A 25,629-nucleotide genomic window follows, 5' to 3' on the forward strand; every position below is an offset into this window, starting at 1 on the left:
TGTCTCGACTTCCAAACCCCCGCCGAGGCATTCCTGCGCATCTCAACCGGTGCACTTCAAACGTGAATCCACATTCCCGCCTGCGCGGGAATGACGAAAGAGGATAAAACGCTATTCCTGGGCCCAGCGAACTGAATGTCGATCCCGTCTAGCTAACCGACTCATCTCCCGTCCTTCCCTTGACCAGGGAAGGGAGTAGATCAGCGAAACACCACCGTCCGGTGTCCGTTCAGGAACAACCGCCGTTCCGCCGCCCAGCGCACAGCGCGGGCCAGCACCTGTGCCTCGATATCGCGACCAATGCGGATCAGGTCGGCTTCGGTGTCGCGGTGATCGACGCGTTCGACTGCCTGTTCGATGATTGGGCCTTCGTCGAGATCGCCGGTGACATAATGCGCGGTCGCGCCGATCAGCTTGACGCCGCGGTCGTGCGCGCGGGCATAGGGGCGGGCACCCTTGAAGCTCGGCAGGAAGCTGTGATGGATGTTGATGCAGCGTCCGGCCAGCCGATGCGACAGGTCGCTGCCGAGTACCTGCATATAGCGGGCGAGCACCAGCAATTGCGCATCGGAATGTTCGAACACGCGCAGCATCGCCGCTTCCTGCGCCAATCGGTCGCCGTCGACGATCGGCAGGTGATGGAACGGCACGCCGTGCCATTCGGTCAGCGCGCGCAGCGACGGGTGGTTGGAAACGACGCCGACGATCTCGACCGGCAGATCGCCGGTCTTCCACCGATGGAGCAGGTCGTTGAGGCAATGGCTGCCCTTCGACACCGCGATCAGCACGCGCATCCGTTCGGCACGGGGGACGATCGACCAGTCGAGCGCGAAGTCTTCGCCGATCGTGGCGAACCCCTGCGTCAGCGCATCGGGATCGATGGGAAAGGCGGGGCCGGCGCCGGCGAATTCCACCCGCATGAAGAAACGTCCGGCCTCCAGATCGGCATATTGCTGGCTGTCGAGGATGAAGCCGTCGATCCGCGCCAGATGCCCGCTGACCGCCGCAACGATCCCGACGCGATCGGCGCACGACAGCGTCAGCACATAGGCGGGCGACCCCGCGGCGTCGGAAACCGGCATCGACTTTTCCCCTGTTGATCGGGGGGCTCTAGCGACGAATGCGCGTGGTTAAAACCATGCACGGATGCCGGCGACCAGACCGATGCCACCGCTATCCTCGCCCGCCGCGCGGCCGAAACGCCGGGTATCGCTGAAGCGACGTTCCCAGTTCACCCCGACATAGGGTGCGAATTCGCGGGCGATTTCGTAGCGCAGGCGCAGGCCGAGTTCGGCGTTGGTCAGCCCCGATCCGGTGCCGGTCTCGCGGATATCCTGCGCCGACAGGTTCAGTTCGGCGCGCGGTTGCAGGATCAGGCGCTGGGTAAGGCGCTGGTCGTAATAGCCCTCGATCCGGCCGAGCAATTCGCCCTTGGTCGAGAGGAACGCGGCGGCGTTCAGTTCGAACCAATAGGGGGCGAGGCCCTCGATGCCGACCGTGAAATAGGTGCGTGCCGGGGTGGGGCGGATGTCCTGCCGGATGCCGGCCTGCAGGTTGAAATAGGGATCGATCGCGCGCGAATAGAGCGCCTGCACTTCGGCGGCGTCGAGGCGGTCGCCGCCTTCGCCCTCGCTCTTGACGACCAAGCGGTGGATGTCGCCGCCATACCAGCCCTCGCCTTCCCACGCATAGCCGCCGTCCTTCCACTCGGCCCGGTCGAGCAGGAGCTGGGCGAAACGCTGGCCGCCGCCTTCTTCGGCCATCATCGCATCGCGCGACCGGGCCATGACATCGCCGCCCCAGACGCGGTCGGCGTAGTGCGGCATCGGGACGGGCGGGGGCGGCGCGCTGCCGGGGGACTGGTCGGTGCCGGTCGGTTCGGGCGCTTCGGCGGGGGCGGCCGGTTCGGTGGTCTTCCCGGCCGGTTGCGGCTGGGGTTGTGCAGGTGCGGCGGGGGGCATCTGCATATGCCCCATATGGCTATGGTCCTGCGCGACGGCGGGGACGGCAGCGGCGAGCGCGAGCAGCGGTGCGAGGGTGCGGATCATGCAACGCTCCCCTGCGGACGGACGGTGACGACGCGCATCATCCCCGCCAGCATGTGGTAGAGCATGTGGCAGTGGAACGCCCAGTCGCCGACCGCATCGGCGGTCAAGTCGAGGCTGACGATCCCGCCCGGCTGCACCAGCACGGTATGCTTGCGGGGGCTATGGTCGCCATGCCCGGTGACGAGCTCGAAAAAATGGCCGTGCAGATGGATCGGATGCGCCATCATCGTGTCGTTGATCAGGTTGATGCGAACCCGCTCCCCTTCGGCAAAAGCAAAGGGTTCGTGGGTGTCGACCATGCGCTTGCCGTCGAACCCCCACATGAAGCGTTCCATATTGCCGGTCAGGTGGATGTCGATCTGGCGACCCGGCGCGCGGACGTCGGGATTGCGGTCGAGCGAGCGCAGCTGGCGATAGGTCAGCACGCGGTGGCCGACATCCTCCAGCCCCTGTCCCGGATAGTCGGTGCGGTCGGCGGCCATGGGGGAGATGGTCTGCACGCCGGGGGTTTTGGCGACGCCGGGGGCGTTCGCGAAGTCGCGCATGCCGTGCTTCATCTCGCCCATGCCCTCCATTCCCGCCATGCCGCCCATCGCGTCGCCATGGCCCATCGCGGCGTGATCCGGGGCGGGTGCGGCCGATGCGGGTGCACCCTGCTGCGTGGCGAGGCGGGCAGAGGCGTTCTTTTCGATGGTCGGGTCGGGGGCACCGGCTTTGTCTTCATGGCCCATGCCGCCCATGCCCATGTCGGTCATGGTTGCAAGCGGGCGGGCTCGCAGCGGCGGGACCGGCGCTGTCAGGCCGGGGCGGGGGGTGAGCGTCGCGCGGGCCATGCCCGATCGGTCGACGCTTTCCCCGACCAGCGTATAGGCAGCGTCGCCGGGGGTGACGATCGCGTCATAGGTTTCGGCGACGCCGATCTGGAACTCGTCGACCGTCACCGGCTCCACGTTCAGCCCGTCGGACTGGACGATCGTCAGCGGCAGGCCGGGGATGCGCACGTTGAACGTCGTCATCGCGGAGGCATTGACGATCCGCAACCGCACCCGCTCGCCCGGCGTGAACGCGCCGGTCCAGTTGTCGACCGGGCCATGGCCGTTGACCAGATAGGTATAGGTCGCGCCGGTCGCGTCGGCGATGTCGGCGGGGTCCATCCGCATCTTGCCCCATTCGGCGCGATCCTTGGCGGGCTGGTCGCGACCCGCGAGCAATCCGGCCAGCGTCTGCCGCTGGAAATTATAATAGCCCGGTTGCAGTTTCATCCGGCGAAAAATCGTCGCCGGGCTCGACCGGCTATGGTCGGACAGGACGATCACATGCTCGCGGTCGAAGGCGACGGGATCGGCGGCGGCGGGGTCGATGACGATCGGGCCGTAAAGTCCGGCCTGTTCCTGCCCGCCCGAATGGCTGTGATACCAATAGGTCCCGTTCTGCCGGACCGGGAAATCGTACAGAAAGCTCTGTCCCGCCGGAATGCCGGGAAAGGAAATACCGGGCACGCCGTCATACTGGAACGGCACCAGCAGCCCGTGCCAGTGCAGCGAGGTTTCGACGTCGAGGTCGTTGACGACGCGGATCCGCGCGCGCTGCCCCTCGCGCAGGCGGATCAGCGGGGCGGGGGACATGCCGTTGATGCCGATGCTGCGCGACGGGCGGCCATCGACCAGGCGGTTGATCCGGCCGATCCGCAGTTCGATCAGGTCGCCAGACACCACCGGGCCGTTCGTCGCCTGTCGTGCGCCAAGCGGTGTCCATGCGCCCAGCGTCATCGCGCCGCCGCCCAGCGCCGCGCCGCGTAACAACCGGCGGCGATCGATCGTCGTCGTCATGCAAACATCCTCGTCATCCATCCGGTCATACGCAGCACGGGCACCGCCCCCTCAACCGGCCAGCAATTCGTTCAGCTTGATGCGGGCGCGCCGGATGCGGGTCTCGACCGCCTTGGTCGATATGCCGAGCAACTCGGCGGCGTCGGACTGGCGCATTTCCTCGACCGTACACAGCAACAACGGTTCGCGGAGCGCGGCGGGCAGCATCGCGATCGCCGCGCGCAGCCGGGCGGTTTCCTGTCGCTGTTCGGCGGCCTTCGCCTGATCGGGATCGTTCGTCGCGATCGTATCGGCCAGCTCGTCGACCGATCGTGCGCCGAAGAAGAAGCGCCGCAGCGCCCGCCGCCGCGCCAGATCGCGGCACTTGTTCAGCGCGATCGTCGCCAGCCACGCCGCCATCGGGCGCGTTCCGTCATAGCGACCGAGCGCGCGATAGGCGGACAGGAACGTCTCCTGCACCAGATCGAGCGCCTCGTCGGGATCGCCGACGCTGTTCAGGATCAGGCGATACACCCGGCTGCGATGACGCTGCATCAGCGATGCGAAAGCGGTTTCGCTGCCGGCCAGTGCCTTTGCCGCCAGTTCGCCGTCATCGGGGCCGGGATTGGCCGCGGTCACTGCGCCGGGTGGGTGAGCGCGCGTGCCACCGCCCGGTCGAACGCCGGGGTCTGATCGGGACGCAGCAGTCGCCGCATCGCGAAGACATGCGCGAGCGTGGCTTTCTGCAACGTCCCCATCGTCCGGTGCGACGCATCGACTGCCGCGGCGACGCGCGGGCCGTCATCCTGCTCGGCGGCGATCGCCTGTGCCAGCCGGGCATTGTCGGCGCGCATCTGCGCCTGCAACGCCGCACGCCGCGTCGCATACTCCGCCTCCAGCGCGTCGAGCCGGCGCATCTGCCCGGGCGTCAACTGCATGTCGTCATGCAGCAGGGCATGAAGTTCACCGCCATGCGCCGTCGCAGGACGATCACCGATCATGCGACCGGCCAGCACCCCGCCCAGCGCCGCGAGAAACGCGACGATGGCGACCAGCACCGTCCACCGGGTCCGGCTCATCGACCGGCCAGCAGCGTCGAGGGCGCGAGCGCGAGGTCGTCGGCAAAGGTCGCCGCGGGTTGCGGACGCGGTATCGGATCAGCGGCGACCAGCCCCATGGTCACCGCCCCGATCGCGGCGACCCCCGCCAGCCGCAAGCCCGCCGCGCGCGCAGCACCATCCGCCCGCACCCGCGCGAACACGGCCGGGGCGAGCGCGTCGAGACGCGGATCGTCGGTGACGTCCGACAGCCGGCGCAGCGATTGGTCGAGATCGTCGATCATGGCATCCATTCCACCCTTACGCAGGAATGCTACGCAGCATCACCGGTCAGCCCTCGACCGGAACGCAGATCATACCGAATTTACCGGGGTTCCCGATCGGGCCGGCCAATGCCGACCCTGGAGGCGCGACCGGGAATCGAACCCGGGTGCAAGGATTTGCAGTCCTCTGCGTCACCACTCCGCCATCGCGCCTCGATACGGTGGAGCGGCCGTTTGCGTTGGATTTCATTCCACGTCAACCCGGCGATCGCCCGATTTGATCGATGTTTGCGCGCCCACTTCGGAAACGTTGCCCGACGGCGGCATGACGCGGCGCGCGGCAATAGGTAGTCGCGCTACGTAACAGCGCCGATACCAATTACCTTGGTCAGCGCCATGGATGAACGCGAGCGAATATCGCGTAATTTTGCTTCTGGACCAATCGTAGCGTCGCATCGCAACCGTGGCGGAGCTAGGATCGTATCGCCGCCATGATAGGTCGCGCAACGATCTTCGACCCATCTATCGAAAGATGATCATCGTCATAATACAGGATATGGCCATCCTGTCGGGTCTTGCAAATATCACCCTTACAAAACGCCGACCGCGGCAGAACGACCGTGACGCCGTTGTCCCGCATAGTTGCGAGTATCTTGTCCGCCTTTGGACCCCAGATATGGTCGTTCGGTTCGCGCGCCGCACACGCGCTGTCACCGAATCCGACTTTGGCAGCCCGGGCGAAGCATTTCGGCAACGAAAGGTCGTAATCGGGCGTCGATCCTACGAAAACGATCCGCGCTTTCGGTATCTCGCTGTGAATCCATCGTACAATATACCGCAACCCGTCTGCGAACTGCCGTTCCGCAAGCTCGGGATCATTGTTGGCGGTCGTCGCGGTTAAGGATGCTAGGACCGCCGACCAGCTCGAACTTACTACCACCGTATCAATGTCAGCCTGGCGGGCAGCTTCTTCCAACGCGTTTTGGTAAGACGCAGTGCAAGGGGCCAACTTTGGAATATAGGCGATAAACCGCAGTATCGGGCTGCAACCCGAAGCAGTGGTCTGCCTGATTTCAAAATTGCCTTCCTTCGCCATGCTGGCGAGGCCGGGCATCAAATGATCGGCGTGCGAATCTCCCCAGAGTAGAACATCATACCCGGTGACCGCGTCCGGTCTGCCCGCGATACACTTGTCAGCATGGCCCAATGTTCCGTTCGAAGCCGGCGTTCTTTCCATATGGCAGTTCGGACGGCGCGGATTGAAAGCATCATTCGCGCGATCTGCGACCTGAACAGCGGGACCGCTGATTGCCCGCAGGCCATCGGTCTTCACAAGCGTCATTCCTGCTACGGCCAGGACGCCTGCTATCCCCGCGCTAGCTCCCAGAACCTTAGCGCGACTGACGGGCCAAGCCCCGCGACCACGAAACCGTGCTTCGACGAACTTCGTAGACAGAATTGCAAGAACGAAGGCCATGCCGACTGCGGCGATCGTCTCGATCGCCGTTAACGGACGCCCCAAGGCGATGCGGGGCAGTACAAGCCACGGCCAGTGCCACAGGTATAGGCTGTAGGAGATCAGTCCGACGTACAGCACCGGCCCAACCGATAATGCTCGTCCGGCCAGCGTAGAGGATTTATCGCCAGCGTGGATGATCAGGACGGCACCCAAACACGGTGGCAATGCAGCAAGCCCCGGGAACGGCATCGCTTCGCTGTACATCACCATCGGTACCAGGATCAGCAATAAACCCAGTATTGCGGCCGTTTCACGCACCATCGCGGTCCGAATTGCTGGTATCGCGCGCACCGCGAGCATCGCACCAAGGCCGAGTTCCCATGCGCGGGTAGGCAGCATGTAGAAGGTCGCTTCGGGATAGAGTTGTAATCCGACGATAGACAGTAGCAGCGATACGATGACGGTTGCGACCACGAACGCCCGCAGCGGGCGCGCGCTTTTCCGGCGTGCCAGCATCGGTACGATCAGCGGCCACAAGATATAGAATTGTTCTTCGACCGCCAACGACCACGTGTGTAGGAGCGGTCTGTCCAATGCCTCGGATGCGAAATATCCCGTGTCCCACCAAAAGACAAAATTGGCGGTGAAGGTGGCAACTCCGAACAGGCTTTTTCCATAATCGTCGAGTTCGGAAGGAGAAAGAATGACGATCGCCGCGACCGTGGTCGCCAACGCCACCAGAACGAGCGCCGGCAGGATTCGCCGGAACCGCCGCTCATAAAAGCGCGCGATGGAGAAATCGCCACGCTGCGCCTCGCCGAAAATGATCGAAGTAATTAGGTAGCCCGACAGTACGAAGAACACGTCGACACCGACGAATCCTCCGGACAGCAACCACGGAAATGCGTGAAACAGCACGACGCCGCCAACGGCAATCGTTCGCAGTCCATCAATATCCGGACGATATTTAATCATTAAGCCCCCGCTTCGATCGGTGGCCAGTATCTTACCCGCATAAGATATAACATAAAATTTTTGCTCGCTCCTCCCAAAGTAGGACCGTTGCCGGCCACGCGCCGCGCGTACGCTGTCTGAGCACCGCTCACGAAGCAGCTGACCCTATCAGGCGGTTCTGATCGGTACCGTTCGGCGAAACAGGCTCCGTTCGCAGCGTTATATTCGCCGTGCGAGAAGTCGGATGCGCCGAAATTATACGCCACCCCGTCCTTGGCGAGGGCACCGCGTCGCGATAGACAGCGGTCGCGATGCGATGTGTATTGCGTGGCTAAAACAGTTGTGCGACAGGATTGCACCATGACCGATTCGAACCAGACCCGCCCCGATTTCGAAGCGATGCGCCATGCGATGGTCGTCAGCCAGCTTCGCACCAGCGCCGTCAGCGATCCACGCGTCGTCGACGCGATGGGCGAGGTGCCGCGCGAAGCCTTCGTGCCCGCTTCGCAGGCGGCGCTTGCCTATCGCGACGCGCCATTGCCGCTGGGGGGCGGCCGCGCGATCAATCCGCCGCTGATTACCGGCCGGTTGCTGGTCGCGGCCGACATCCGTCCGACCGATCATGTGCTGCTGATCGGCGCGGCGATGGGCTATGCGGCGGCGGTGCTGGCGCGGCTGGCGGCGTCGGTCGTCGCGCTGGAGGAAGATGCCCGGCTGGCCGGTTCGGCCCGCGATGCGATTGCCGATGCGAAGGTCACGCTGGTCGAGGGGCCGCTGAATGCCGGCTGGGCCGAGGCTGCGCCCTATGACGTCATCATCATCGACGGTGCGGTCGATGCGGTGCCCGATGCGATCGCCGATCAGCTTGCCCCCGGCGGACGGCTGACGACCGGACTGGTCGATCGTGGCGTGACGCGGCTGGCGCTCGGCCGGCGCAGCGAAGGCGGGTTCGGGCTTGTCGACTTCGCCGATCTCGACTGCGTCGAGCTGCCGGGCTTCGCTCGGCCCAAGACGTTTCAATTCGCAAGGTAGGAAAAAGATGCGGGGGGGGAAGTTCATCGGCGGGGTTGCGGTGCTGGCATTGCTGGCGTCCCCTGCGAGTGGGGAGACGTTGCGGGAGGCGTTGGTACGCGCCTATGCAACCAATCCGCAGCTGACGCAGGCGCGCGCCAACCAGCGGGCGACCGACGAAACGGTGCCGATCACCCGTTCGCAGGGGTTGCCGCAGGTCGTCACGCAGGGTCAGGTCATCGAGAATGTCCTGAACCCCGCAAGCCGCGGGTTCACGCAGGCACCGCGGAGCGGGAACGTGCAGCTGAACGTCAGCCAGTCGCTCTACGCGGGCGGATCGATCCGCAACGGGGTGCGCGCCGCCGATGCGCGGGTCGAGGCCGGTCGCGCCAACCTGCGCAGCACCGAGGCCAACGTCTTCACGCTGGTCGTCGCCGCGTATAACGACGTGATCCGTGACGAGGCGATCGTGCGCCTGAACCAGCAGAATGTCCGCGTGCTCGAAGTCAATCTTCAGGCGTCGCAGGACCGGTTCCAGGTCGGTGACTTGACCCGCACCGACGTAGCACAGTCCGAGGCGCGGCTGGCATCGGCACAGGCGCAGTTGCGCAATGCCGAAGCGTCGCTGATCCAGAGCCGCGAAAACTATGTCGCGACCACGGGTACGCCGGCGGGGACACTCGACGCGCCGCCCGCGCTGCCCAATCTGCCCGCCGATCCCAACGGTGCGGTCGGGGTGGCGGTATCGAACAATCCGGCGCTGATCGCGGCCCGGCGCAGCAGCGATGCGGCCGGGTTCGACGTACGTGTCGCCCGCGCCAACCGGCTGCCGACGGTGAGCGCGATCGCCGGGGGCAGCTATACCAGCTTCCTCGGGTCGGCGCAGTCGGTCGACGGCATCGTCTTGCAACAGGATGGTGGACAGGCGCAGGCCGGCGTGCAGTTCAGCCTGCCGCTGTTCCAGAGCGGACGGCCGAGCGCGCAGATCCGGCGCGCGCAGGCGTTGGAAGGGGCCGCGATCGAGCAGGTGACGCAGGTCGAACGGTCGGTCGTATCCGATGCGCGATCGGCGTTCGCCGCGTGGCAATCGGCGCTGCGCGTGATCGAATCGTCCGAAGTGCAGGTGCAGGCCAACCGCCTGTCGCTGGAGGGTGTCCGCGCCGAGAACAGCGTCGGCACGCGGACGATCCTCGACATCCTGAATGCCGAGCAGGAATTGCTCAATTCGCAGGTGCAGTTGGTGTCGGCGCGGCGGGATGCCTATGTCGCCGGCTTCGCGCTGCTGGCGGCGATGGGTCGGGCCGAGGCGCGCGATCTGGGGCTCGACGGCGGGGCGCTGTACGATCCGGTCGCGAATTACGATCGGGTGCGCAATCGCATCTGGGACTGGAGCGACGATCCCGCGCCGGTGCCGATCGCGCCCAGCACGGTCAACACCCCGGCACAGACGCCGGTGGTGACCCGCGAACTCGATCCCGCATTGCAGCGGACGCCCAATCCCTATACGCCGACGCAGGGCATCGATGCCCCTAATCGGCAGGGGGGAGCCGCTCGGGCAACGCAAGGCGTTGACACGCCGCGCGTCAACCCCGAAGGCTAAGCGTTCAAGAGGCGTCAGGCATGAGGGTTGCGATGGGCGATATCAGCAACGAAACGTCGATGGAGGACATCCTGTCTTCGATCAAGCGGATCATCGCCGAAGAGGGCGAAGGATCGGCCCAGGCGTTGCGCGGTCGCAAGTCGATCCGCACGGCGCAGGCACGCGACCTTGACGATGCCGACGAAATTCTTGAACTGAATCAGAGCGTTGCCGCGCCGCCACCGCCGCCGCGCATGGAACAGCCGCGGGTCGAACAGCCCCGTGTCGACGCACCGCGCGCCGAACGGCCGCGCGCTCCCGAACCCCGCATGGAAGCCGAGCCCGAACCGATGCCAGCAGCGCCCGCACCCGGCAAGATCGATGCGTCGATCGTATCCGACCGTGCCGCCGAGGCGAGTCGCGGTGCGCTCGACCAGTTGTCGCGGATGCTGGTGAAGCCCGAAACGCCGGGTGCCGATTCGCTCGAAGGGATGGTGCGCGAGATGCTGCGCCCGATGCTGCGCGAGTGGCTGGACGCAAAGTTGCCGGGCATCGTCGAGGCGATGGTGGCGCGCGAGATCGCCCGGATCAGCGGACGCGAATAACGCCGCTCTCTTGCAACGCCGTCGCATCCGCGCCATGCGACGGCGATGAGCGAACTGCCCAAGACTTTCGATCCCGCCGCCATCGAAGCGCGCTGGTATGCCCACTGGGAACAGGACGGCCTGTTCCGGCCCGAGCGGCCGAACGCCACGCCATGGACGATCGTCAATCCGCCGCCCAACGTCACCGGCAGCCTGCATATCGGCCACGCGCTCGACAACACGTTGCAGGATATTCTGGTGCGGCATGCCCGGTTGCAGGGCAAGGACGCGCGCTGGGTCGTCGGCACCGACCATGCCGGCATTGCGACGCAGATGGTCGTCGAACGCCAGATGGCGCAGCAGCAGCAAAAGCGCACCGATTATTCGCGCGACGATTTCGTCGCCAAGGTCTGGGAATGGAAGGCCGAAAGTGGCGGGCAGATCACCGGGCAGCTGCGGCGGCTCGGCTGTTCGATGGACTGGGCCAATGAACGCTTCACCATGGACGAAGGCTTTTCGGCCGCCGTCCTGAAGGTGTTCGTGCAGCTGCATCGCGAGGGTCTGCTGTACCGCGACAAGCGGCTGGTGAACTGGGACCCGGGTCTCGGCACGGCGATCAGCGACCTCGAGGTCGAGACGCGCGAAGTCAGGGGCAATTTCTGGCGCTTGCGCTACCCGCTGGCGGACGGATCGGGCTTTATCGAGGTGGCGACGACGCGGCCCGAAACGATGCTGGCCGACATGGCCGTCGCGGTGCATCCCGACGACGCGCGCTACACCGCGCTGATCGGCAAGCAGGTGCGCCTGCCGATCACCGGTCGTCTGATCCCGATCGTGGCCGACGAACATGCCGACCCTGAACTGGGATCGGGTGCGGTGAAGATCACGCCCGGCCACGACTTCAACGATTTCGAGGTCGGCCGCCGCGCCGGGATCGAGGCGCGCGACATGCTCAACATGCTCGATGCCAGGGCGCACATCGTGCAGACCGCCGACGGGCTGATCCCCGACGCCTTTCTCGGCCTGTCGAGCGCTGACGCCCGCAAGGCGGTCGTCACGCGGCTGAAGGACGAAGGCGTCCTGATCCCGCACGTCGACAAGGACGGTGCCGAACACGACGCCGAACCGCGCACGATCCAGACGCCCTATGGCGACCGGTCGGGCGTGGTGATCGAACCGTGGCTGACCGACCAATGGTATGTCGATGCCAGGACGCTGGCGCAGCCCGCGATCGATGCGGTGCGATCGGGTACGGTCAAGATTGTGCCGAAGTCGTGGGAAAAGACCTATTTCAACTGGATGGAAAACATCCAGCCATGGTGCGTGTCGCGTCAGCTGTGGTGGGGGCATCGTATTCCGGCATGGTTTGGCTTTTCCAAGGAATGGCTGGCTCGGAATTCGGATCGGTCATACCGAGAGGCTGGCCAAGAACTGTTCGAAGGTCATGCCCCGGAGACAAAGGCGTTCGTCGCCGAAAATGAAGAGGAAGCCCGCCTCCAGGCAGAAGCCTATTATGGTTCGGATTTTCAGGTCCTATTCTCGGAGCTGAATGAAGGCGAACCGATCCGTCAGCCGGAAGGAGACGGGCAGGTCGTGGTTTTGCAGCGCGACCCCGACGTTCTCGACACGTGGTTCTCCTCTGCGCTGTGGCCGTTTGCGACGCTGGGCTGGCCCGAGAATAGCGATCCGACGCTGGGTGGTCGCTACAGCAACGACGTGCTGATTTCGGGCTTCGATATCCTGTTCTTCTGGGACGCGCGGATGTTGATGCAGGGCATCCACTTCATGAAGGAAGTGCCGTTCAAGACGCTGTATCTGCACGGTCTCGTCCGCGCCGCCGATGGCGCGAAGATGTCGAAGTCGAAAGGCAATACCGTCGATCCGCTCGGGCTGATCGACCGCTATGGCGCCGATGCGTTGCGCTTCTTCATGGCGGCGATGGAAAGCCAGGGCCGCGACATCAAGATGGATGAGAAGCGGGTCGAGGGATACCGCAACTTCGCGACGAAGCTGTGGAATGCGACCCGCTTTGCGCAGGCCAACGGCATCGGCGCTTCGGCGACGATCGAGCCGCCCAAGGCCGAGCTGGCGGTCAATCGCTGGATCATCGCCGAGACGATCGAGACAGTGCAGGCGCTCGACCTCGCGCTGGCCGACCTGCGCTTCGACGGGGCGGCGAACACCATCTATCAGTTCACATGGAGCCGGTTTTGCGACTGGTATCTCGAACTCATCAAGCCGGTGTTGCAGGGCGGGGCCGAGGGTGGCGAGGAAACGCGGGCGGTCGCGGGCTGGGTGCTCGACCAGATCCTGGTGATGCTGCACCCGTTCATGCCGTTCATTACGGAAGAGCTGTGGCATGCGCTCGGCGAGCGTTCGAGCGACCTGATCGTCGCGCGCTGGCCGATGGCGGATGCGCGCGTGATCGATCCGGCGGCGCGGGCGGAGGTGGACTGGTTGATCCGGCTGGTCGGCGAAATTCGCGCGGCACGGACCGAACTGAACGTGCCGCCGGGCGCGCGGCTGCCGCTGCATGTTCGCGATGCGTCGGGCGAGACGGTCGAGCGGCTGGCACGACAGGGCGCTGTGCTGGCGCGGTTGGCGCGGGTCGATGCGGTTGCCGAGGACGTGCCGGCGGGCGGCGCGTTGCAGATCGTGGTGGACGAAGCGACCTTCGTCCTTCCGCTGGGCGATGTCATCGACCTCGACGCGGAGCGCGCGCGCCTGACCAAGGCGATCGCGGCGGCGGAGAAGGAGCGTGATGCGCTGGCCGGACGGTTGAGCAATGCGAGCTTCGTCGAGCGCGCCAAACCTGAGGCGGTGGAGAAGGCGCGGGCGGATCATAACGACAAGATGGCCGAGGCGGCGCGGTTGCATGCGGCGTTGGGGCGGTTGGGGTAATTTCTGTCGTCATTCCGGCGCAGGCCGGAATCCATGGATGGGGTGACGCCTGCGTTCCTGCCGCCAGTGCCCGACACAATGGATTCCGGCCTCCGCCGGAATGACGAGTCTGGTTGACGGCCCGTGCGTCATTCCCGCGAAGGCGGGAATCCATAGGCGCAGCGTTTCGACTCCCTCGCGGACGTCAGCGTTTATGGATTCCCGCCTGCGCGGGAATGACAGGAGTGAGAGGCGGGTACTTACCCCTCGATCGGCGCCATTACCTCGATGATCCCGGCCGCGACCTTGGCCATGATCGGTGTCTTGGCCAGCACCTCGCCGTCGATCGAGATCGGCAGCGGCGGTACGGTTTCGATGCGCAGCGCCTTGCCGTGGAAGGTCACGGTATCGACGCGGCGGGAGTCGAGGCGGAAGAAGCCGGCGGCCCAGTTGCGCACGAGGCTGCGCTTGCCCTTGCCGCACACGACCTGAACGATGATCTCGCCGCTGTCGAGCCGCGCTTCCTCGACCAGTTCGGTGCCACCGTGGAAGCGGCCGTTCGAAATGCGGACCTCGGTCGCGGTCATCCGTTTGGCGTCGGAGCCTTCGCCGACGATCAACTGGAACGGCTGGAACTTGACGAATTGCAGCGTCGCCCATGCCAAATAGCCGGCGCGTCCGAACAGCTTCTTGACGCCATGCGGCACGGTCTGCGCGATTTGCGGTGACAGGCCGATCGCGGCGCAATTGGCGAAATAATCACCGTCGACCATGCCGAGGTCGATGCGGCGTGGCCGGCCGGTCTTCAGCACCTCGACCGCGCCGGGAATGTCGAGCGGGATGCCGAGCGTGCGGCAGAAGCTGTTGGCGGTGCCGAACGGAAGCACGCCGAGGATCACGTCATGGCCGAGCAGATGGTCGACCAGACTGCTGATCGTACCGTCGCCGCCGCCGAGGATCACCAGATCGGGTTTGCGTTCCAGCGCACGTTCGAGCGTCGGCACAAGGTCTTTCGGGTTTTCCACCGCATGGGCATCGACCTCGAACGGCATGCCCTGCATCGCGCTGCATGCCTGGGCGAACTGGTCCTGCCCGCTGCGTGACCGGGCATTGACGATCATGGCGGCGGAGCGGATCTGCGTCATGCGGTCGGTAACGCTCCGTAACGAAAATGGACCCACGCGACTTTGGGTTGATCGGCTGGCGGGGTTGGCCCACAAGTCGCGGCCATGTCCGCTGCTTACCCCGCGCTGCGCCTGCGCCGCACCCGCGCCTCCGGCTGGAGCCGCCGCCTTCATGCCGAAACGGTCCTGACCCCCGCCGATCTAATCTGGCCGCTGTTCGTGACCGAGGGGGAGGGGGAGCCGATCGCGGCGTTGCCGGGCGTATCGCGCTGGAATCTAGGCGGTATCGTCGAGCGGGCGCGGGAAGCGCGGAACCTCGGCATACCGGTGGTGGCGCTGTTCCCGAACACGCCGCCGGGGTTGCGCAGCGACGACGGGGCCGAGGCGCTCAATCCCGACAATCTGATGTGTCGCGCGATCCGGGCGATCAAGGATGCGGTGCCCGATATCGGCGTGCTGACCGATGTCGCGCTCGATCCCTATACCGCGCACGGCCATGACGGCATCGTCGACGCGAACGGCTATGTACTGAACGACGTGACCTCCGACATGCTGGTGGGACAGGCGATCGTACAGGCGGAGGCGGGCAGCGATATCGTCGCGCCGTCGGACATGATGGACGGCCGGGTCGGCGCGATCCGCGATGCGCTGGAGGGGGCGGGGCACGTCAATGTCCAGATCATGGCCTATGCCGCCAAATATGCGAGCGCCTTTTACGGGCCGTTCCGCGACGCGGTCGGATCGCGCGGGCTGCTGAAGGGGGACAAGAAGACCTATCAGATGGACCCGGCGAACAGCGAGGAAGCGCTGCGCGAGGTCGCGCTCGACATCGCCGAGGGCGCCGACAGCGTGATGGTGAAGCCGGGTCTGCCCTATTTGGATATCATCACGCGGGTGAAGGCGGCGTTCGAAATACCGGTCTTCGCCTATCAGGTGTCGGGCGAATATGCGCTGATCGAGGCAGGGGTCGCGGCGGGGGTGGCCGATCGCGATGCGCTGGTGCTGGAAACGCTGCTCGCGTTCAAGCGGGCGGGATGTTCGGCCGTGCTGACCTATCATGCGGCACATGCGGCGCGGTTGCTGGGGGCATGATCGACACCGAACGGCTGGTGCTGCGGCGCTGGCAGCAGCGGGATCGCGCGACCTTGTACGCGCATTGTTCCGATCCGGAGGTCATGCGCTATTTTCCGGCATTGATGACCCGCGAAGAGGTCGATGCGTCCATTGCCCGGCAGGATGGGTTCGCCGACCTGCATGGCTATTGCTTCTGGGTGGTCGAGGAACGCGCCAGCGGGCGGATGCTGGGCTTTTGCGGATTGAAGCCCGGTGCCGAGGGCACGCCGCTGGGAGGTGAAGTCGAGATCGGCTGGCGCTTCGGCAAGGAACATTGGGGCAGGGGCTTCGCGCGCGAAGCGGCGTTGGCGAGCCTCGATTGGGGGTTCGCCAACCTGCCCGTCGAACGGATCGGGGCGATCACCTTCCTTGCCAATACCCGCAGTTGGGGATTGATGGAGCGGCTGGAGATGGTCCGCGCGGTCGATCAGGATTTCGATCATCCGACCGTCCCCGACGACAGCCCGCTGAAACGCCACGTCACCTATTGGAAGAACCGCCCGTGATCGTATCGGAGCGTATTACCGGATGGCCGATCCGCTGGATCTTCGTTGCGACGATCCTGACCGGGTCGTTCCTGCTGTTCCTCGTCCAGCCGATGGTCGCGCGGATGGCGTTGCCGCAACTGGGCGGCGCGCCGGCGGTGTGGAACTCGGCGATGCTCGTCTATCAGGCGCTGCTGCTGGGCGGCTATGCCTATGCCCATCTGCTCGGCAAGCTGATGCCGAAGGCGCAGGCGGCGGTGCATCTGATGGTGCTGCTGTGTGCGGCGGTGTGGTTGCCGATCGGGGTCAGTGCGACGCAGGTGCCCGTCGGGATCGAGCCGGCGCTGTGGGCACCGTGGCTGCTGGCGGCGTCGATCGGGCCGTTATTCTTTGCGGTGTCGGCACAGGCACCGTTGCTGCAACGCTGGTTCGCGTTCATCTGTCCGGGGCGTGATCCCTATGCGCTGTATGCCGCGTCGAATGTCGGCAGTTTCGCCGGGCTGATCGCCTATCCCCTGCTGGTCGAGCCATTGCTGCCGCTCCGGTCGCAAAGCTGGGGGTGGAGCGCGGGCTATGCGCTGGTGACGTTGCTGGTCGTGGCATGCGGATGGCTGTTGCCGCAGCGGCGCGAACAGGTGGCGGCGCTCGATCCGGGCGATGCGCCGGACAAGCGCCGCGTGCTGCACTGGATCGTGCTCGCGCTGGTGCCGTCGGGGTTGATGCTGGCGACCTCGACCTTTCTGACGACCGATATCGTTGCGGTGCCGCTGCTCTGGGTATTGCCGCTGGGGCTGTATCTGTTGAGCTTCACGGTCGCCTTTGCGGATCGACGCGGGCTGGCGGAAGCCATCACCCGCTATGCGCCGATCACCATCCTCGTCTTTGGCGGGATGATGATCGGCGGGCATCACGACTATCCGCTGTTGAGCGCGCTGGCGGCGCTGATTCTGTTGTTCGCGGTGTCGGTGGCGCTGCATACCCGGATGTATGCGCTTCGCCCTGCACCGGCGCGGCTGACCGGATTCTATCTGGCGATGTCGGTCGGCGGAGCGCTGGGTGGGGTGTTTTCCGGGCTGATCGCACCGGTACTGTTCGACTGGAGTTACGAATATCCGCTGCTGATCCTCGCCGCGGGGGCGCTGGCACCGCTGCCGTTCCTGCTGCCGGTCACGCAGCGGATATGGGCAGCGGGCGGCAGGCGACTGACGATCGGTGTGCTGGTGGCGATTACCGGCTTCATCCTGCTGGGCCTTGCCAATCCGGGTGAGCTATTGGGGCCGAGGCCAGAGCCGATCGCGTTCCTGGCGATCACGATCGTCGGGGTGTTCGCGATCGGATCGCGCCTGCCCTATGTCTTTGCGCTGGCCGGCGCGCTGTTCCTGTTCGGCGGCTATCGTGCGATCCAGCTGTCGCTGGAACCGGGGGCACGGACGCGGAGCTATTTCGGCGTCTATACGATCACCCGCGGCGAGGGGGTGAACGAGTTGCAGCACGGCACCACCCTGCACGGTATCCAGTTGACCGGCAGTCCCGCGCGCGAGCGAACCCCGACCACCTATTACGTGCCCAATTCGGGGGTGGGCGAGGCTTTGCGCGCCGTCCCCGCGCTATATGGCCGCGACGCCCGGATCGGCATCGTCGGCCTCGGAACCGGGACGCTCGCCTGCTATGCGCAGCCGGGCCAGCAATGGCGGTTCTACGAGATCGATCCGGTCGTGGTGCGGATCGCGCGCGATTCGGGAGCCTTCACCTTCCTGCGCCGCTGTGCACCCGACGCGCAGATCGTGCTGGGCGATGCGCGCTTGAGCATATCGCAGGCTTCGGCGGGGAGCCTCGACCTGCTGGCGCTCGACGCCTTCTCGTCGGATGCGGTGCCGATGCACCTGATGACGCGGGAGGCGTTCGATACCTATGGCCGGGTGCTGGGGCGGCGCGGCTTGCTGCTGGTCCATGTGTCAAACCGCTATCTCGATCTGGCCCCGGTCGTGGCGCGGACGGCATCGGGATGGATGGCGGCGCAGCTGGCCTATCAACCAGTCGGCGGCGGGGCGGGCGACAGCGGGTCGGTCTGGATCGCCTTGACCCGCGATCCCGGCGTGCTGGGCGAGTTGTTGGCGCGCGGCGGTGCGTGGGAACCGCTGCCGGTGACCGATACCGCGTCGTGGACCGACGATTATGCGTCGATCCTGCCGGTGCTGCGGGCATTGCAATAACGGATTTCGCTGCCGTCCGTCCGGCGTCCGAGTACCGGTCGGCCGTGGTTTAGCGCAGGCTCGCGCCCAGCGTCGCGATGGTTGCACGCTGGGCCTTCGCCGCCTCGGTCGCCTTTGCCAGCGCAGTGTCCAGCGCGGGATAGGGTGGCGATCCGGCCGCGGCGCGGTCGATCGCCAGCCGTTCGAGATCGGCGAGGGGCGTATCGATCGCGGTGCGGGCGACGTCCAGTTCCGCCAACGCCACCTGCGCGCCCAGCCAGCGTTCGCTGCCCTGTGCCGTCCCGGCGGCGGCACGGACCAGCGGTCGGGCGCGGCTTACCGCCGCGTCGAACGCGGACGTCGCGCTGTCGACGCTACCGGTCAGCGTCGCGATCCTTCGATCGAGCCCGGCGTCGGGCGTTGCGACCGGCACCGGGCGTGACGGTTCGGCCAGACTGATCTTTTCGATCGGGCGGGGCAGCAGTGACGGATACTCCCCACCCGGCGCGGCGCAGGCCGACAGCAGGGCGGCGAACAGGACGAGCGGGATCGGGGCGGCTTTCATGTCGCCCGCTATGCATCCAAAAAAAATCGCGCGACAGGCTTGCCAGACCAAAAAGCCACGTCTAACAGGCTGCCTCCACCGGGCACCCGTAGCTCAGCTGGATAGAGCATCAGACTACGAATCTGAGGGCCGGGCGTTCGAATCGCTCCGGGTGCACCATGGAAAGCCCCGCCAGACCAACGGTCCGGCGGGGNCCCGTAGCTCAGCTGGATAGAGCATCAGACTACGAATCTGAGGGCCGGGCGTTCGAATCGCTCCGGGTGCACCATGGAAAGCCCCGCCAGACCAACGGTCCGGCGGGGTTTTCTTTGTCTGTGTTGCCGAAGTTCGGTTTCGGCTGCGAAAATGTTTGGCCATACTCGAAAACGTCGACACAGTTATTTGACGGGGCGAGGGCTTGCCAGACCGAAACGTCGCGTCTAACAGGCGGCCTCCACCGGGCACCCGTAGCTCAGCTGGATAGAGCATCAGACTACGAATCTGAGGGCCGGGCGTTCGAATCGCTCCGGGTGCACCATGGAAAGCCCCGCCAGACCAACGGTCCGGCGGGGNCCCGTAGCTCAGCTGGATAGAGCATCAGACTACGAATCTGAGGGCCGGGCGTTCGAATCGCTCCGGGTGCACCATGGAAAGCCCCGCCAGACCAACGGTCCGGCGGGGCTTTCTTTGTGCGCCTTACCGGACCGGTCCTTCGAAAACCGGAGCGCCCAACCGACGCTCCGGTCACCATTCGCTGTTATCTGGCCTGCCAGACATAGGGCCCGACGACCGTGCCGACGAAGCCACCGGCCATCTTCGTGCTGAGGAACCGGACGTCGACGTCGCGCTTCAACGTCTGTTTCCTACCCCCCGCCGCGACATCGAACGCCATCGTGCCACGGTCCGCACGGATGGTCAGCGTGACCGGCGCGGCCCCCTCAATCGGGGTCGACGCGACCAGTCGTTCCGCACCCTTTGCCCGCGTGTAGAGCGCGACGACGCGTTTGCCGGCCAGACGGGTAAGCCCGAAGAACAGGTAATAGTCGTCATTCTGGATCGCGGCCAGACCGGCGCGGTCGCCGTCCTGCCGGGGCGTGAACGCGACCGTCGTGGCGATCGTCGCGATATGATGCTGCTGACGCCGCCCGACAAAGCCCGGCACCCCGTTCAGGTCGCCGATCGGCGCGCCGCCGTCGATCAGCAGCTCGCCGCCGGTCATGCGATACACCGGCGTCTTGGGCGTGCGGACACCGATCCATTGGAGACCGAGCGCCTTGCCGTCGAATTCGTCGACATAGCCGAAGTCCCCGCTGGTCGGCAGCTTGGGCGCTGGCTGGCGCGGCGGCGTCGGGCGGGTGGCGATGAACGGCACACGCTGGCCGGGCGGAAGGATCGTGGGCCAACCATCCTTCCACGTGACCGGCAACAGGAACGTCTCGCGCCCGATATTGTAATAATCATCGCCATAGGGACGCACGGCGAGGAACGTCGCCCACCAGTCGCCGGCACGGGTCTGCACCAGCTTGGCATGGCCCGCCGCCGATACCGGATCGCTGCGGTCGTTGGGCAAGTCGCGTTGGGTCAGGATCGGATTGCCGCTCCACGGCGCGAACGGCCCGCGCAGGTTTTTCGAGCGGAACGCGACCTGCGAATGGTTGACGCTGGTGCCGCCCTCTGCCGCGGTCAGATAATACCAGCCGTCTTTCCGGAAGATATGCGGCCCTTCGATCCATACCGGTTTCTTGGTCAGGTCGACGCCGCCGTTGATGAGTTGAGTCGATTCACCGACCATCTTGCCGGCGCGCCAGTCAAATTCCTGGACCCAGATCGCGCGGTGCCCCTCGTACCGCGGCGGTTCGTTCGGGGCACGGTTGTTCACGATATACGCGCGGTCGCCTTCCCAATAGATGGAAGGGTCGATCCCTTCGAACGGCAGCCAGATCGGGTTCGACCATGGCCCTTTCGGGTCTTTCGCGGTGATGACGAAATTGCCTTTGCACGCGACGCAGGTGTTGACGATGTAGAAAGTGCCGTCGTGATACGAGATGTCGGGCGCGAACACGGCCTCCGATACACGGCGACCGGTGAAATCCAGCTGTTCGGGCCGGCTGATCGCGTTGGCGATCTGTGTCCAGTGGACCAGATCCTTCGAATGAAAGATCGGCAGCCCCGGATAATGGGCGAAGGACGACAGCGCGAGATAATAGTCGTCGCCGACGCGGGTGATCGACGGGTCGGGATAATAGCCCGACAGGATCGGGTTGCGATACTGGTCGGGGCCGGGCGTTGCCCGCTCGACACTGCGCCCTTCATAGATAAAGCGGCTGAAGCGCGCCGGTTCGGCAAGGGCGCTGGTGCTTGCGGCCAGCGCCAACCCGGTCATCAGCGTTCGGAGCATCGGTTCGTCCTGTCGGAAAGGGAGGAAGATCAGGCGTCGAGGCGATAGAGCCCGGCACCGTGCGGCGGCAGGTCGGCCTCGACCCGCGTCGCCGCCGTGCCGAGATCGCGCCGCGCCCACAGGTCTCGGATCCGGACAGGGCCTTTCAGGTTCAACCAGCGCAGATCGACGCCCGGCCGCAGCGCCTTCTCACCCGGATTGAACAAGGCGAGATAGGTCGCGCCATTCATTGCCCTTGCGGTCCATGCACGCATGCCGTCCTGTACCTGCAACGGGCGGTTGGCGGTGCTGGCCTGATTGACCGCAATGACTTCCGGATTGGTCAGCAGCGCCAGCGTCGGCGCATCGAGGTGGCGAAGGTCGCCGCCCATGATCAACGGCGATCGGGCGATCGACCATAAAGTCATCAGCGTACGCTGTTCGGCGGGCGTGAATTTGGTGTCACGCTGGCCCAGCGCCAGCCGGCCGAGCGGCAGCATGTCGGCATCGGGCCAGCCGCCGGGGCCGGCGAAACGCTGCCAGTTTTCCAGCCGGACGAACTGCGCGTCGAGCAGCGACCATTCGTCCCAGAAATCGTCGCTGATCCGCCACATCTGGGCGTGCGCGCGGACATGGTTGCCGTTCGCCACGGGCGTCTCGCCGGGCGACAGGCTAAGGAGGATCGGGCGACCCGATCGCGCGATCGCCGCGCTTGCCGCCTCGATCTCCGGCGCGTGGGCGTCATAGGGGCGGCTCATATCGTCCATCTTGACCAGATCGACGCCCCAATCGGCATATTGCGCGAACACGCTGTCATAATAGGCCTGCGCACCGGGACGCCGCATGTCGACGCCGTACATGTCGCTGTTCCACGAACAGATGCTCGACGTGTCGGCGATGTCCTGCGCGCGGTATTTTGTGCCCAGCACGGGCAGGTTGCGGCGCACCGCTTCGCGCGGGATGCCGCGCATCAGGTGGATGCCGAATTGCAGCCCCATCGCATGGACCTGATCGGCGATGGCGCGAAACCCCCGGCCGTTGGCGGCGGAGGGAAATCGCTTCGGATCGGGCTGCAAGCGGCCATAGCCGTCGAGCACCGGCACCGCATCGGCGCGATAGGCATAGCCGGTCGCGCCCGGTTCGTACCATTGAATGTCGATGGTGAAGATCGAATAACCGACCGGCAACAGCTTTTCGCGCATGATGCGCGCGGTTTCGATCGCCTGCGCCTCGGTGATCGTCGTGGCGAAGCTGTTCCAGCTGTTCCAGCCCATCGGCGGGGTCTGCGCCAGCCTGGGCCGGCCGCGGGGGGCCGCCGTCGCCCGTGTCGCGCCGGCGACGATCGGGACCACGCCTGCCGCCCCGATCAGTCCGCGCCGTGTGATCCCGTCGATGGTCATGCCCCGTTCCCCTTGCCTGTTGTCATCATTTGTCGAGCAGCCGTCCGGGAAGGTCACGGGCAGGCGGCGGCCGGCAGCGCACCCAACAGCCGACGCTTCATTTCGAAGCCTTCAGCGTGAAGCTGTCGACATCGAGGAAGCCGGCGCCCGGTGCCGGATTGTAGCAGGAGATCGCCATCTGCTCCCCCTGAAACGTGCCGGTCCGCCATGCGAACGCCAGCGGGAAGTCGCCACCGATCGCCTGCCAGCGTTTGCCGTCGCTGCTGAACGAAAGCCGCCCGCGATCGGTGGCGAAGTCGAGGTCCATCGCCATCCACAAAGCCCGCCCGCTGATCGACTGCGCCGCCACGCGCCTATCGGTTTTGGGACCGGCCTCGGTGCTTTCGAGCACGTCCATCGCCAGCGACGGCGCGCCGTTGGCGGCCCGTGTCACCGACAGCGTCGCGCTATATTGGCCGAAGGTGCCGAACCCGCAGCGGTCACCGGGACGGATGTTGGCGATATCCAGCTTCACCTCCGCCCGGCTGCGCGGTCCCTGTGCCTTTTGCACCAGCGTGTTGCGCGCCGTCCAGAACCCATCCGCCTTGGTCGGGCGCAGCCGCAGATAGCCGGGGCGCTCGGTCAGCGACCAGCGATCGTCGACCGGATTGTGGTTCCACTGCCATTGCAGGCCCAGCTTCGACGTGCCGAAGTCGTCCGAGGTGGCGGGTTCGACGAAGGGGAAGCCCTTGATCGCCTTTTCGGCGCGATCGGGTACGCGGTCGGGCGCTTCCGGCGTTCCCCATATGGGCCAGTCGTCGCGCCAGAAGACGGGGCTGAGGTTCGTCATCCGGCCGATCGATCCGGAATCGATCATCACGAAGCCGACCCAGTTCCCGTCCGGCGTATCGACCAGCGCCCCCTGATGCCCGCCGCTTTTGTCGTCGATCTGCGGACGGGTTTCCCATGGTCCATACAGGCTGCGCGCGCGCGATACCGTCAGGCCCAGCCGGCGGGGGATCGCGTTGAACAGGTAATAATATTCGCCGCGCCGGACGATCTTCGATCCCTCGGCACCGGCGTTGTAATGGATCTTGCGATCGTCGATCACGCTTCGGAAGTCGCGGTCCAGCTTGAGCAGGCGGGTGGTGCCGTCCGATCCGATCGCGGTCGCGATATAGCCGGTGCCGTCGGGTTCGATGAACATGCCCGGGTCGAAGGCCGCCCGGTCGAGTTCGTTCATCGTCCATGTCCCACGCGGATCGCGGGTGCGATAGATGCGGGTATTCTGTCCGACCGGGGTCACCGCGATGTAGAAGGTGCCGGCATGATGGCGCAGGCTGGCGGCGAACAGTCCGCGCCGATACGCGTTCTTGCCGTCGGTCAGCGTATATTCGGGGCGATCGTCGAGGCGCGGTACGACGTGGCTGATGACCTGCCAGTTCAGCAGGTCCTTGGAATGGAGCAGGGTCAGGCCGGGCGCATTGGCGAAGGTCGTCGTGACGAAGTAATAATCGCCGCCGACGCGGATGATATCGGGATCGGGATAATCGGCGTAGAAGATGGGATTGCGATAGCTGCCATCGCCCTGATCGGCGCGCCACACCTGTGCGGACGCGGTGCCCCCCAGAACAGCGTTGACGGCAAGCATCGCCATCCGGATCGATCTGATCGCCAACATCGCTCTCCCATTCCGGCGACTTACGGCCGTTTTTGTCTGGGTATTGAGTTGCCGGCGACGCGTCAATGCCGTTGGTGGTAGCGTTAACGTCGCTGACGACCTCTCCGTCGATATGGGTTGTCGCGTGCCGGAGCGGCCGGTTTCAGCCGCGATTTGACGGCGGGGGTCCGGGTCCGTAGCATCGCCGGCAAATCTTATCCGGCATCGATCCGCGGCCCTTTACGTATACATCGCGCTGGCGGCCGCCACGTCGACGCCGATGGCGAGGGAAGTACGGTGAGCATGGAACCGGGGCACGATATCGACATGGCCGATATCGACGAGAACGCGGACGAGACGCCGTTGGACGAACCCACCGTACCCGCCCGAAAGGGGTCGGGCCGGCGGCTGCGCGGTGCCGTCGCCCATTATCTCGGCACGGCGATCGTCTCCGGCCGGATCGCGCCGGGCGAGTTGCTGACCGGCGAGGTCGCCAATGCCGAGGCGCTCGACGTATCGCGCAGCGCTTATCGCGAGGCGGTGCAGGTCCTGACCGCCAAGGGACTGGTCGAAAGTCGCCCGAAGATCGGCACGCGCGTGCTGCCGCGCCGGCGCTGGAACTTCCTCGACCCGATGGTCCTTGCCTGGGCGTTCGAGGGCGAACCGAACATGTCGTTCATCCGCGGGCTGTTCGAACTGCGCGCGGTCGTCGAACCGGCGGTGGCGCGGCTGGCGGCGGAACGGCGCGACAAGGACGACATCAAGGCGTTACGCGCGGCGCTGGGCGGGATGCGGCGGCATACGCTTGCCACCGAAGCCGGACGCGCCGCCGATCGCGACTTCCACGACGCGCTGATCTACGCCACGCATAACGAGACGTTCGTCGCGCTCAGCGCCAGCATCGGTGCGGCCGTCAACTGGACCACGCAGTTCAAACAACGGCAGCGCGCCTTGCCCCGCGACCCGGTGCCCGATCACTCCCGCGTGTTCGAGGCGGTGGTCGCCGGCGATGCGAGGGCGGCCGAAGATGCGATGACCCTGCTCGTCTCGCTCGCGCTGGAGGACACCCGCACCGCGATGTGACGCAAGTCCCGGCCGTACGGTCGCGTGC

20 protein-coding genes and 5 tRNA genes are annotated in these 25,629 nt (G+C 65.7%); 12 read left to right on the forward strand and 13 right to left on the reverse strand.

Going from position 1 to position 25,629, the window contains the following annotated elements; all coding sequences use genetic code 11:
- Positions 1-200: 200 nt before the first annotated feature.
- The 8 genes from purU to ASE50_RS10595 form a co-directional block, all read right to left on the reverse strand.
- The gene (purU, locus tag ASE50_RS10560; protein WP_056399748.1) at positions 201-1,082 is read right to left on the reverse strand and encodes a formyltetrahydrofolate deformylase; all 882 of its coding nucleotides are present in this window, start codon (positions 1,080-1,082) and stop codon (positions 201-203) included.
- A 48-nt stretch (positions 1,083-1,130) separates the two neighbouring features.
- Entirely contained in the window at positions 1,131-2,048 is a 918-nt protein-coding gene (locus ASE50_RS10565; RefSeq protein WP_056399750.1) for a copper resistance protein B, read from the reverse strand.
- Complete coding sequence (locus ASE50_RS10570; protein ID WP_056399753.1) at positions 2,045-3,877, reverse strand: copper resistance system multicopper oxidase; 1,833 nt, start codon at positions 3,875-3,877, stop codon at positions 2,045-2,047. The genes ASE50_RS10565 and ASE50_RS10570 overlap by 4 nt, the downstream gene beginning before the upstream one ends.
- A 51-nt stretch (positions 3,878-3,928) precedes the next feature.
- Positions 3,929-4,495: an RNA polymerase sigma factor gene (locus tag ASE50_RS10575; RefSeq protein ID WP_056399755.1), complete on the reverse strand. Its 567-nt coding sequence runs from the start codon at positions 4,493-4,495 to the stop codon at positions 3,929-3,931.
- A complete protein-coding gene (locus tag ASE50_RS10580) occupies positions 4,492-4,935 on the reverse strand; it encodes a periplasmic heavy metal sensor (protein ID WP_056399763.1) in 444 nt (147 codons plus the stop codon). Before ASE50_RS10580 ends, ASE50_RS10575 begins: the two co-directional genes overlap by 4 nt.
- Positions 4,932-5,198 carry a hypothetical protein gene (locus tag ASE50_RS10585; RefSeq protein ID WP_156347373.1) on the reverse strand — a complete coding sequence of 89 codons (267 nt, stop codon included), beginning with the start codon at positions 5,196-5,198 and terminating at the stop codon, positions 4,932-4,934. Before ASE50_RS10585 ends, ASE50_RS10580 begins: the two co-directional genes overlap by 4 nt.
- A gap of 118 nt (positions 5,199-5,316) precedes the next feature.
- A tRNA-Cys gene (locus ASE50_RS10590) sits at positions 5,317-5,390 on the reverse strand.
- Between the two features lie 259 nt (positions 5,391-5,649).
- Entirely contained in the window at positions 5,650-7,611 is a 1,962-nt protein-coding gene (locus tag ASE50_RS10595) for an acyltransferase family protein (RefSeq protein WP_056399775.1), read from the reverse strand.
- A 339-nt stretch (positions 7,612-7,950) separates the two neighbouring features.
- Here ASE50_RS10595 and ASE50_RS10600 point away from each other — a divergent pair, with 339 nt between their 5' ends.
- The 4 genes from ASE50_RS10600 to ASE50_RS10615 are packed head-to-tail and all read left to right on the forward strand — an operon-like array spanning position 7,951 to position 13,665.
- Positions 7,951-8,622 carry a protein-L-isoaspartate O-methyltransferase family protein gene (locus ASE50_RS10600; RefSeq protein WP_056399780.1) on the forward strand — a complete coding sequence of 224 codons (672 nt, stop codon included), beginning with the start codon at positions 7,951-7,953 and terminating at the stop codon, positions 8,620-8,622.
- Between the two features lie 7 nt (positions 8,623-8,629).
- A complete protein-coding gene (locus tag ASE50_RS10605; protein WP_056399783.1) occupies positions 8,630-10,201 on the forward strand; it encodes a TolC family outer membrane protein in 1,572 nt (523 codons plus the stop codon).
- Positions 10,202-10,233: 32 nt separating this feature from the next.
- Positions 10,234-10,785, forward strand: a complete 552-nt coding sequence (locus tag ASE50_RS10610) for a DUF2497 domain-containing protein (protein WP_056399785.1) — start codon at positions 10,234-10,236, stop codon at positions 10,783-10,785.
- 45 nt (positions 10,786-10,830) lie between these two features.
- Positions 10,831-13,665: a valine--tRNA ligase gene (locus ASE50_RS10615; protein ID WP_056399788.1), complete on the forward strand. Its 2,835-nt coding sequence runs from the start codon at positions 10,831-10,833 to the stop codon at positions 13,663-13,665.
- Positions 13,666-13,904: 239 nt separating this feature from the next.
- Here the strand turns inward: ASE50_RS10615 and ASE50_RS10620 are convergent, their stop codons facing one another.
- On the reverse strand, positions 13,905-14,789 hold the full coding sequence (locus ASE50_RS10620) for a diacylglycerol/lipid kinase family protein (RefSeq protein ID WP_056399791.1): 885 nt from the start codon (positions 14,787-14,789) through the stop codon (positions 13,905-13,907).
- Between the two features lie 84 nt (positions 14,790-14,873).
- Here ASE50_RS10620 and hemB point away from each other — a divergent pair, with 84 nt between their 5' ends.
- The 3 genes from hemB to ASE50_RS10635 are packed head-to-tail and all read left to right on the forward strand — an operon-like array spanning position 14,874 to position 18,579.
- On the forward strand, positions 14,874-15,860 hold the full coding sequence (gene hemB / locus ASE50_RS10625; protein WP_056399795.1) for a porphobilinogen synthase: 987 nt from the start codon (positions 14,874-14,876) through the stop codon (positions 15,858-15,860).
- Positions 15,857-16,387 (forward strand): GNAT family N-acetyltransferase, encoded by a 531-nt coding sequence (locus tag ASE50_RS10630; protein WP_056399797.1) that lies wholly within the window; start codon positions 15,857-15,859, stop codon positions 16,385-16,387. Before hemB ends, ASE50_RS10630 begins: the two co-directional genes overlap by 4 nt.
- Positions 16,384-18,579 carry a spermidine synthase gene (locus ASE50_RS10635; protein ID WP_235512293.1) on the forward strand — a complete coding sequence of 732 codons (2,196 nt, stop codon included), beginning with the start codon at positions 16,384-16,386 and terminating at the stop codon, positions 18,577-18,579. The genes ASE50_RS10630 and ASE50_RS10635 overlap by 4 nt, the downstream gene beginning before the upstream one ends.
- A 49-nt stretch (positions 18,580-18,628) precedes the next feature.
- Here the strand turns inward: ASE50_RS10635 and ASE50_RS10640 are convergent, their stop codons facing one another.
- Positions 18,629-19,123, reverse strand: coding sequence for a hypothetical protein (locus ASE50_RS10640; protein ID WP_056399800.1), 495 nt, complete (start codon positions 19,121-19,123; stop codon positions 18,629-18,631).
- Between the two features lie 82 nt (positions 19,124-19,205).
- Here ASE50_RS10640 and ASE50_RS10645 point away from each other — a divergent pair.
- The 4 genes from ASE50_RS10645 (at position 19,206) to ASE50_RS10660 (ending at position 19,749) form a co-directional block, all read left to right on the forward strand.
- A tRNA-Arg gene (locus ASE50_RS10645) sits at positions 19,206-19,282 on the forward strand.
- Positions 19,283-19,314: 32 nt separating this feature from the next.
- Positions 19,315-19,391 (forward strand) — tRNA-Arg (locus ASE50_RS10650).
- Positions 19,392-19,563: 172 nt separating this feature from the next.
- Positions 19,564-19,640, forward strand: a tRNA-Arg gene (locus ASE50_RS10655).
- Between the two features lie 32 nt (positions 19,641-19,672).
- Positions 19,673-19,749 (forward strand) — tRNA-Arg (locus tag ASE50_RS10660).
- A 110-nt stretch (positions 19,750-19,859) separates the two neighbouring features.
- Here ASE50_RS10660 and ASE50_RS10665 read toward each other — a convergent pair.
- The 3 genes from ASE50_RS10665 to ASE50_RS10675 form a co-directional block, all read right to left on the reverse strand.
- Positions 19,860-21,500 (reverse strand): glycoside hydrolase family 43 protein, encoded by a 1,641-nt coding sequence (locus ASE50_RS10665; RefSeq protein ID WP_056399803.1) that lies wholly within the window; start codon positions 21,498-21,500, stop codon positions 19,860-19,862.
- Positions 21,501-21,529: 29 nt separating this feature from the next.
- Positions 21,530-22,879, reverse strand: a complete 1,350-nt coding sequence (locus tag ASE50_RS10670; RefSeq protein ID WP_056399805.1) for a glycoside hydrolase family 27 protein — start codon at positions 22,877-22,879, stop codon at positions 21,530-21,532.
- Between the two features lie 97 nt (positions 22,880-22,976).
- Entirely contained in the window at positions 22,977-24,539 is a 1,563-nt protein-coding gene (locus ASE50_RS10675; RefSeq protein WP_056399819.1) for a glycoside hydrolase 43 family protein, read from the reverse strand.
- Positions 24,540-24,845: 306 nt separating this feature from the next.
- On the opposite strand from ASE50_RS10675, the gene ASE50_RS10680 reads away from it, so the two are divergent.
- The gene (locus ASE50_RS10680) at positions 24,846-25,601 is read left to right on the forward strand and encodes a FadR/GntR family transcriptional regulator (protein ID WP_056399925.1); all 756 of its coding nucleotides are present in this window, start codon (positions 24,846-24,848) and stop codon (positions 25,599-25,601) included.
- Positions 25,602-25,629: the final 28 nt, after the last annotated feature.

The organism is Sphingomonas sp. Leaf5 (assembly GCF_001421155.1).
Lineage (GTDB): Bacteria > Pseudomonadota > Alphaproteobacteria > Sphingomonadales > Sphingomonadaceae > Sphingomonas.

Excerpts from the sequence above, each read along its gene's own strand:
- purU (WP_056399748.1), bottom strand. The coding sequence starts at position 1,082 with ATGCCGGTTTCCGACGCCGCGGGGTCGCCCGCCTATGTGCTGACGCTG.
- ASE50_RS10565 (WP_056399750.1), bottom strand. The coding sequence starts at position 2,048 with ATGATCCGCACCCTCGCACCGCTGCTCGCGCTCGCCGCTGCCGTCCCC.
- ASE50_RS10570 (WP_056399753.1), bottom strand. The coding sequence starts at position 3,877 with ATGACGACGACGATCGATCGCCGCCGGTTGTTACGCGGCGCGGCGCTG.
- ASE50_RS10580 (WP_056399763.1), bottom strand. The coding sequence starts at position 4,935 with ATGAGCCGGACCCGGTGGACGGTGCTGGTCGCCATCGTCGCGTTTCTC.
- ASE50_RS10585 (WP_156347373.1), bottom strand. The coding sequence starts at position 5,198 with ATGATCGACGATCTCGACCAATCGCTGCGCCGGCTGTCGGACGTCACC.
- ASE50_RS10595 (WP_056399775.1), bottom strand. The coding sequence starts at position 7,611 with ATGATTAAATATCGTCCGGATATTGATGGACTGCGAACGATTGCCGTT.
- ASE50_RS10600 (WP_056399780.1), top strand. The coding sequence starts at position 7,951 with ATGACCGATTCGAACCAGACCCGCCCCGATTTCGAAGCGATGCGCCAT.
- ASE50_RS10605 (WP_056399783.1), top strand. The coding sequence starts at position 8,630 with ATGCGGGGGGGGAAGTTCATCGGCGGGGTTGCGGTGCTGGCATTGCTG.
- ASE50_RS10610 (WP_056399785.1), top strand. The coding sequence starts at position 10,234 with ATGGGCGATATCAGCAACGAAACGTCGATGGAGGACATCCTGTCTTCG.
- ASE50_RS10615 (WP_056399788.1), top strand. The coding sequence starts at position 10,831 with ATGAGCGAACTGCCCAAGACTTTCGATCCCGCCGCCATCGAAGCGCGC.
- ASE50_RS10620 (WP_056399791.1), bottom strand. The coding sequence starts at position 14,789 with ATGACGCAGATCCGCTCCGCCGCCATGATCGTCAATGCCCGGTCACGC.
- hemB (WP_056399795.1), top strand. The coding sequence starts at position 14,874 with ATGTCCGCTGCTTACCCCGCGCTGCGCCTGCGCCGCACCCGCGCCTCC.
- ASE50_RS10630 (WP_056399797.1), top strand. The coding sequence starts at position 15,857 with ATGATCGACACCGAACGGCTGGTGCTGCGGCGCTGGCAGCAGCGGGAT.
- ASE50_RS10640 (WP_056399800.1), bottom strand. The coding sequence starts at position 19,123 with ATGAAAGCCGCCCCGATCCCGCTCGTCCTGTTCGCCGCCCTGCTGTCG.
- ASE50_RS10665 (WP_056399803.1), bottom strand. The coding sequence starts at position 21,500 with ATGCTCCGAACGCTGATGACCGGGTTGGCGCTGGCCGCAAGCACCAGC.
- ASE50_RS10670 (WP_056399805.1), bottom strand. The coding sequence starts at position 22,879 with ATGACCATCGACGGGATCACACGGCGCGGACTGATCGGGGCGGCAGGC.
- ASE50_RS10675 (WP_056399819.1), bottom strand. The coding sequence starts at position 24,539 with ATGTTGGCGATCAGATCGATCCGGATGGCGATGCTTGCCGTCAACGCT.
- ASE50_RS10680 (WP_056399925.1), top strand. The coding sequence starts at position 24,846 with ATGGCCGATATCGACGAGAACGCGGACGAGACGCCGTTGGACGAACCC.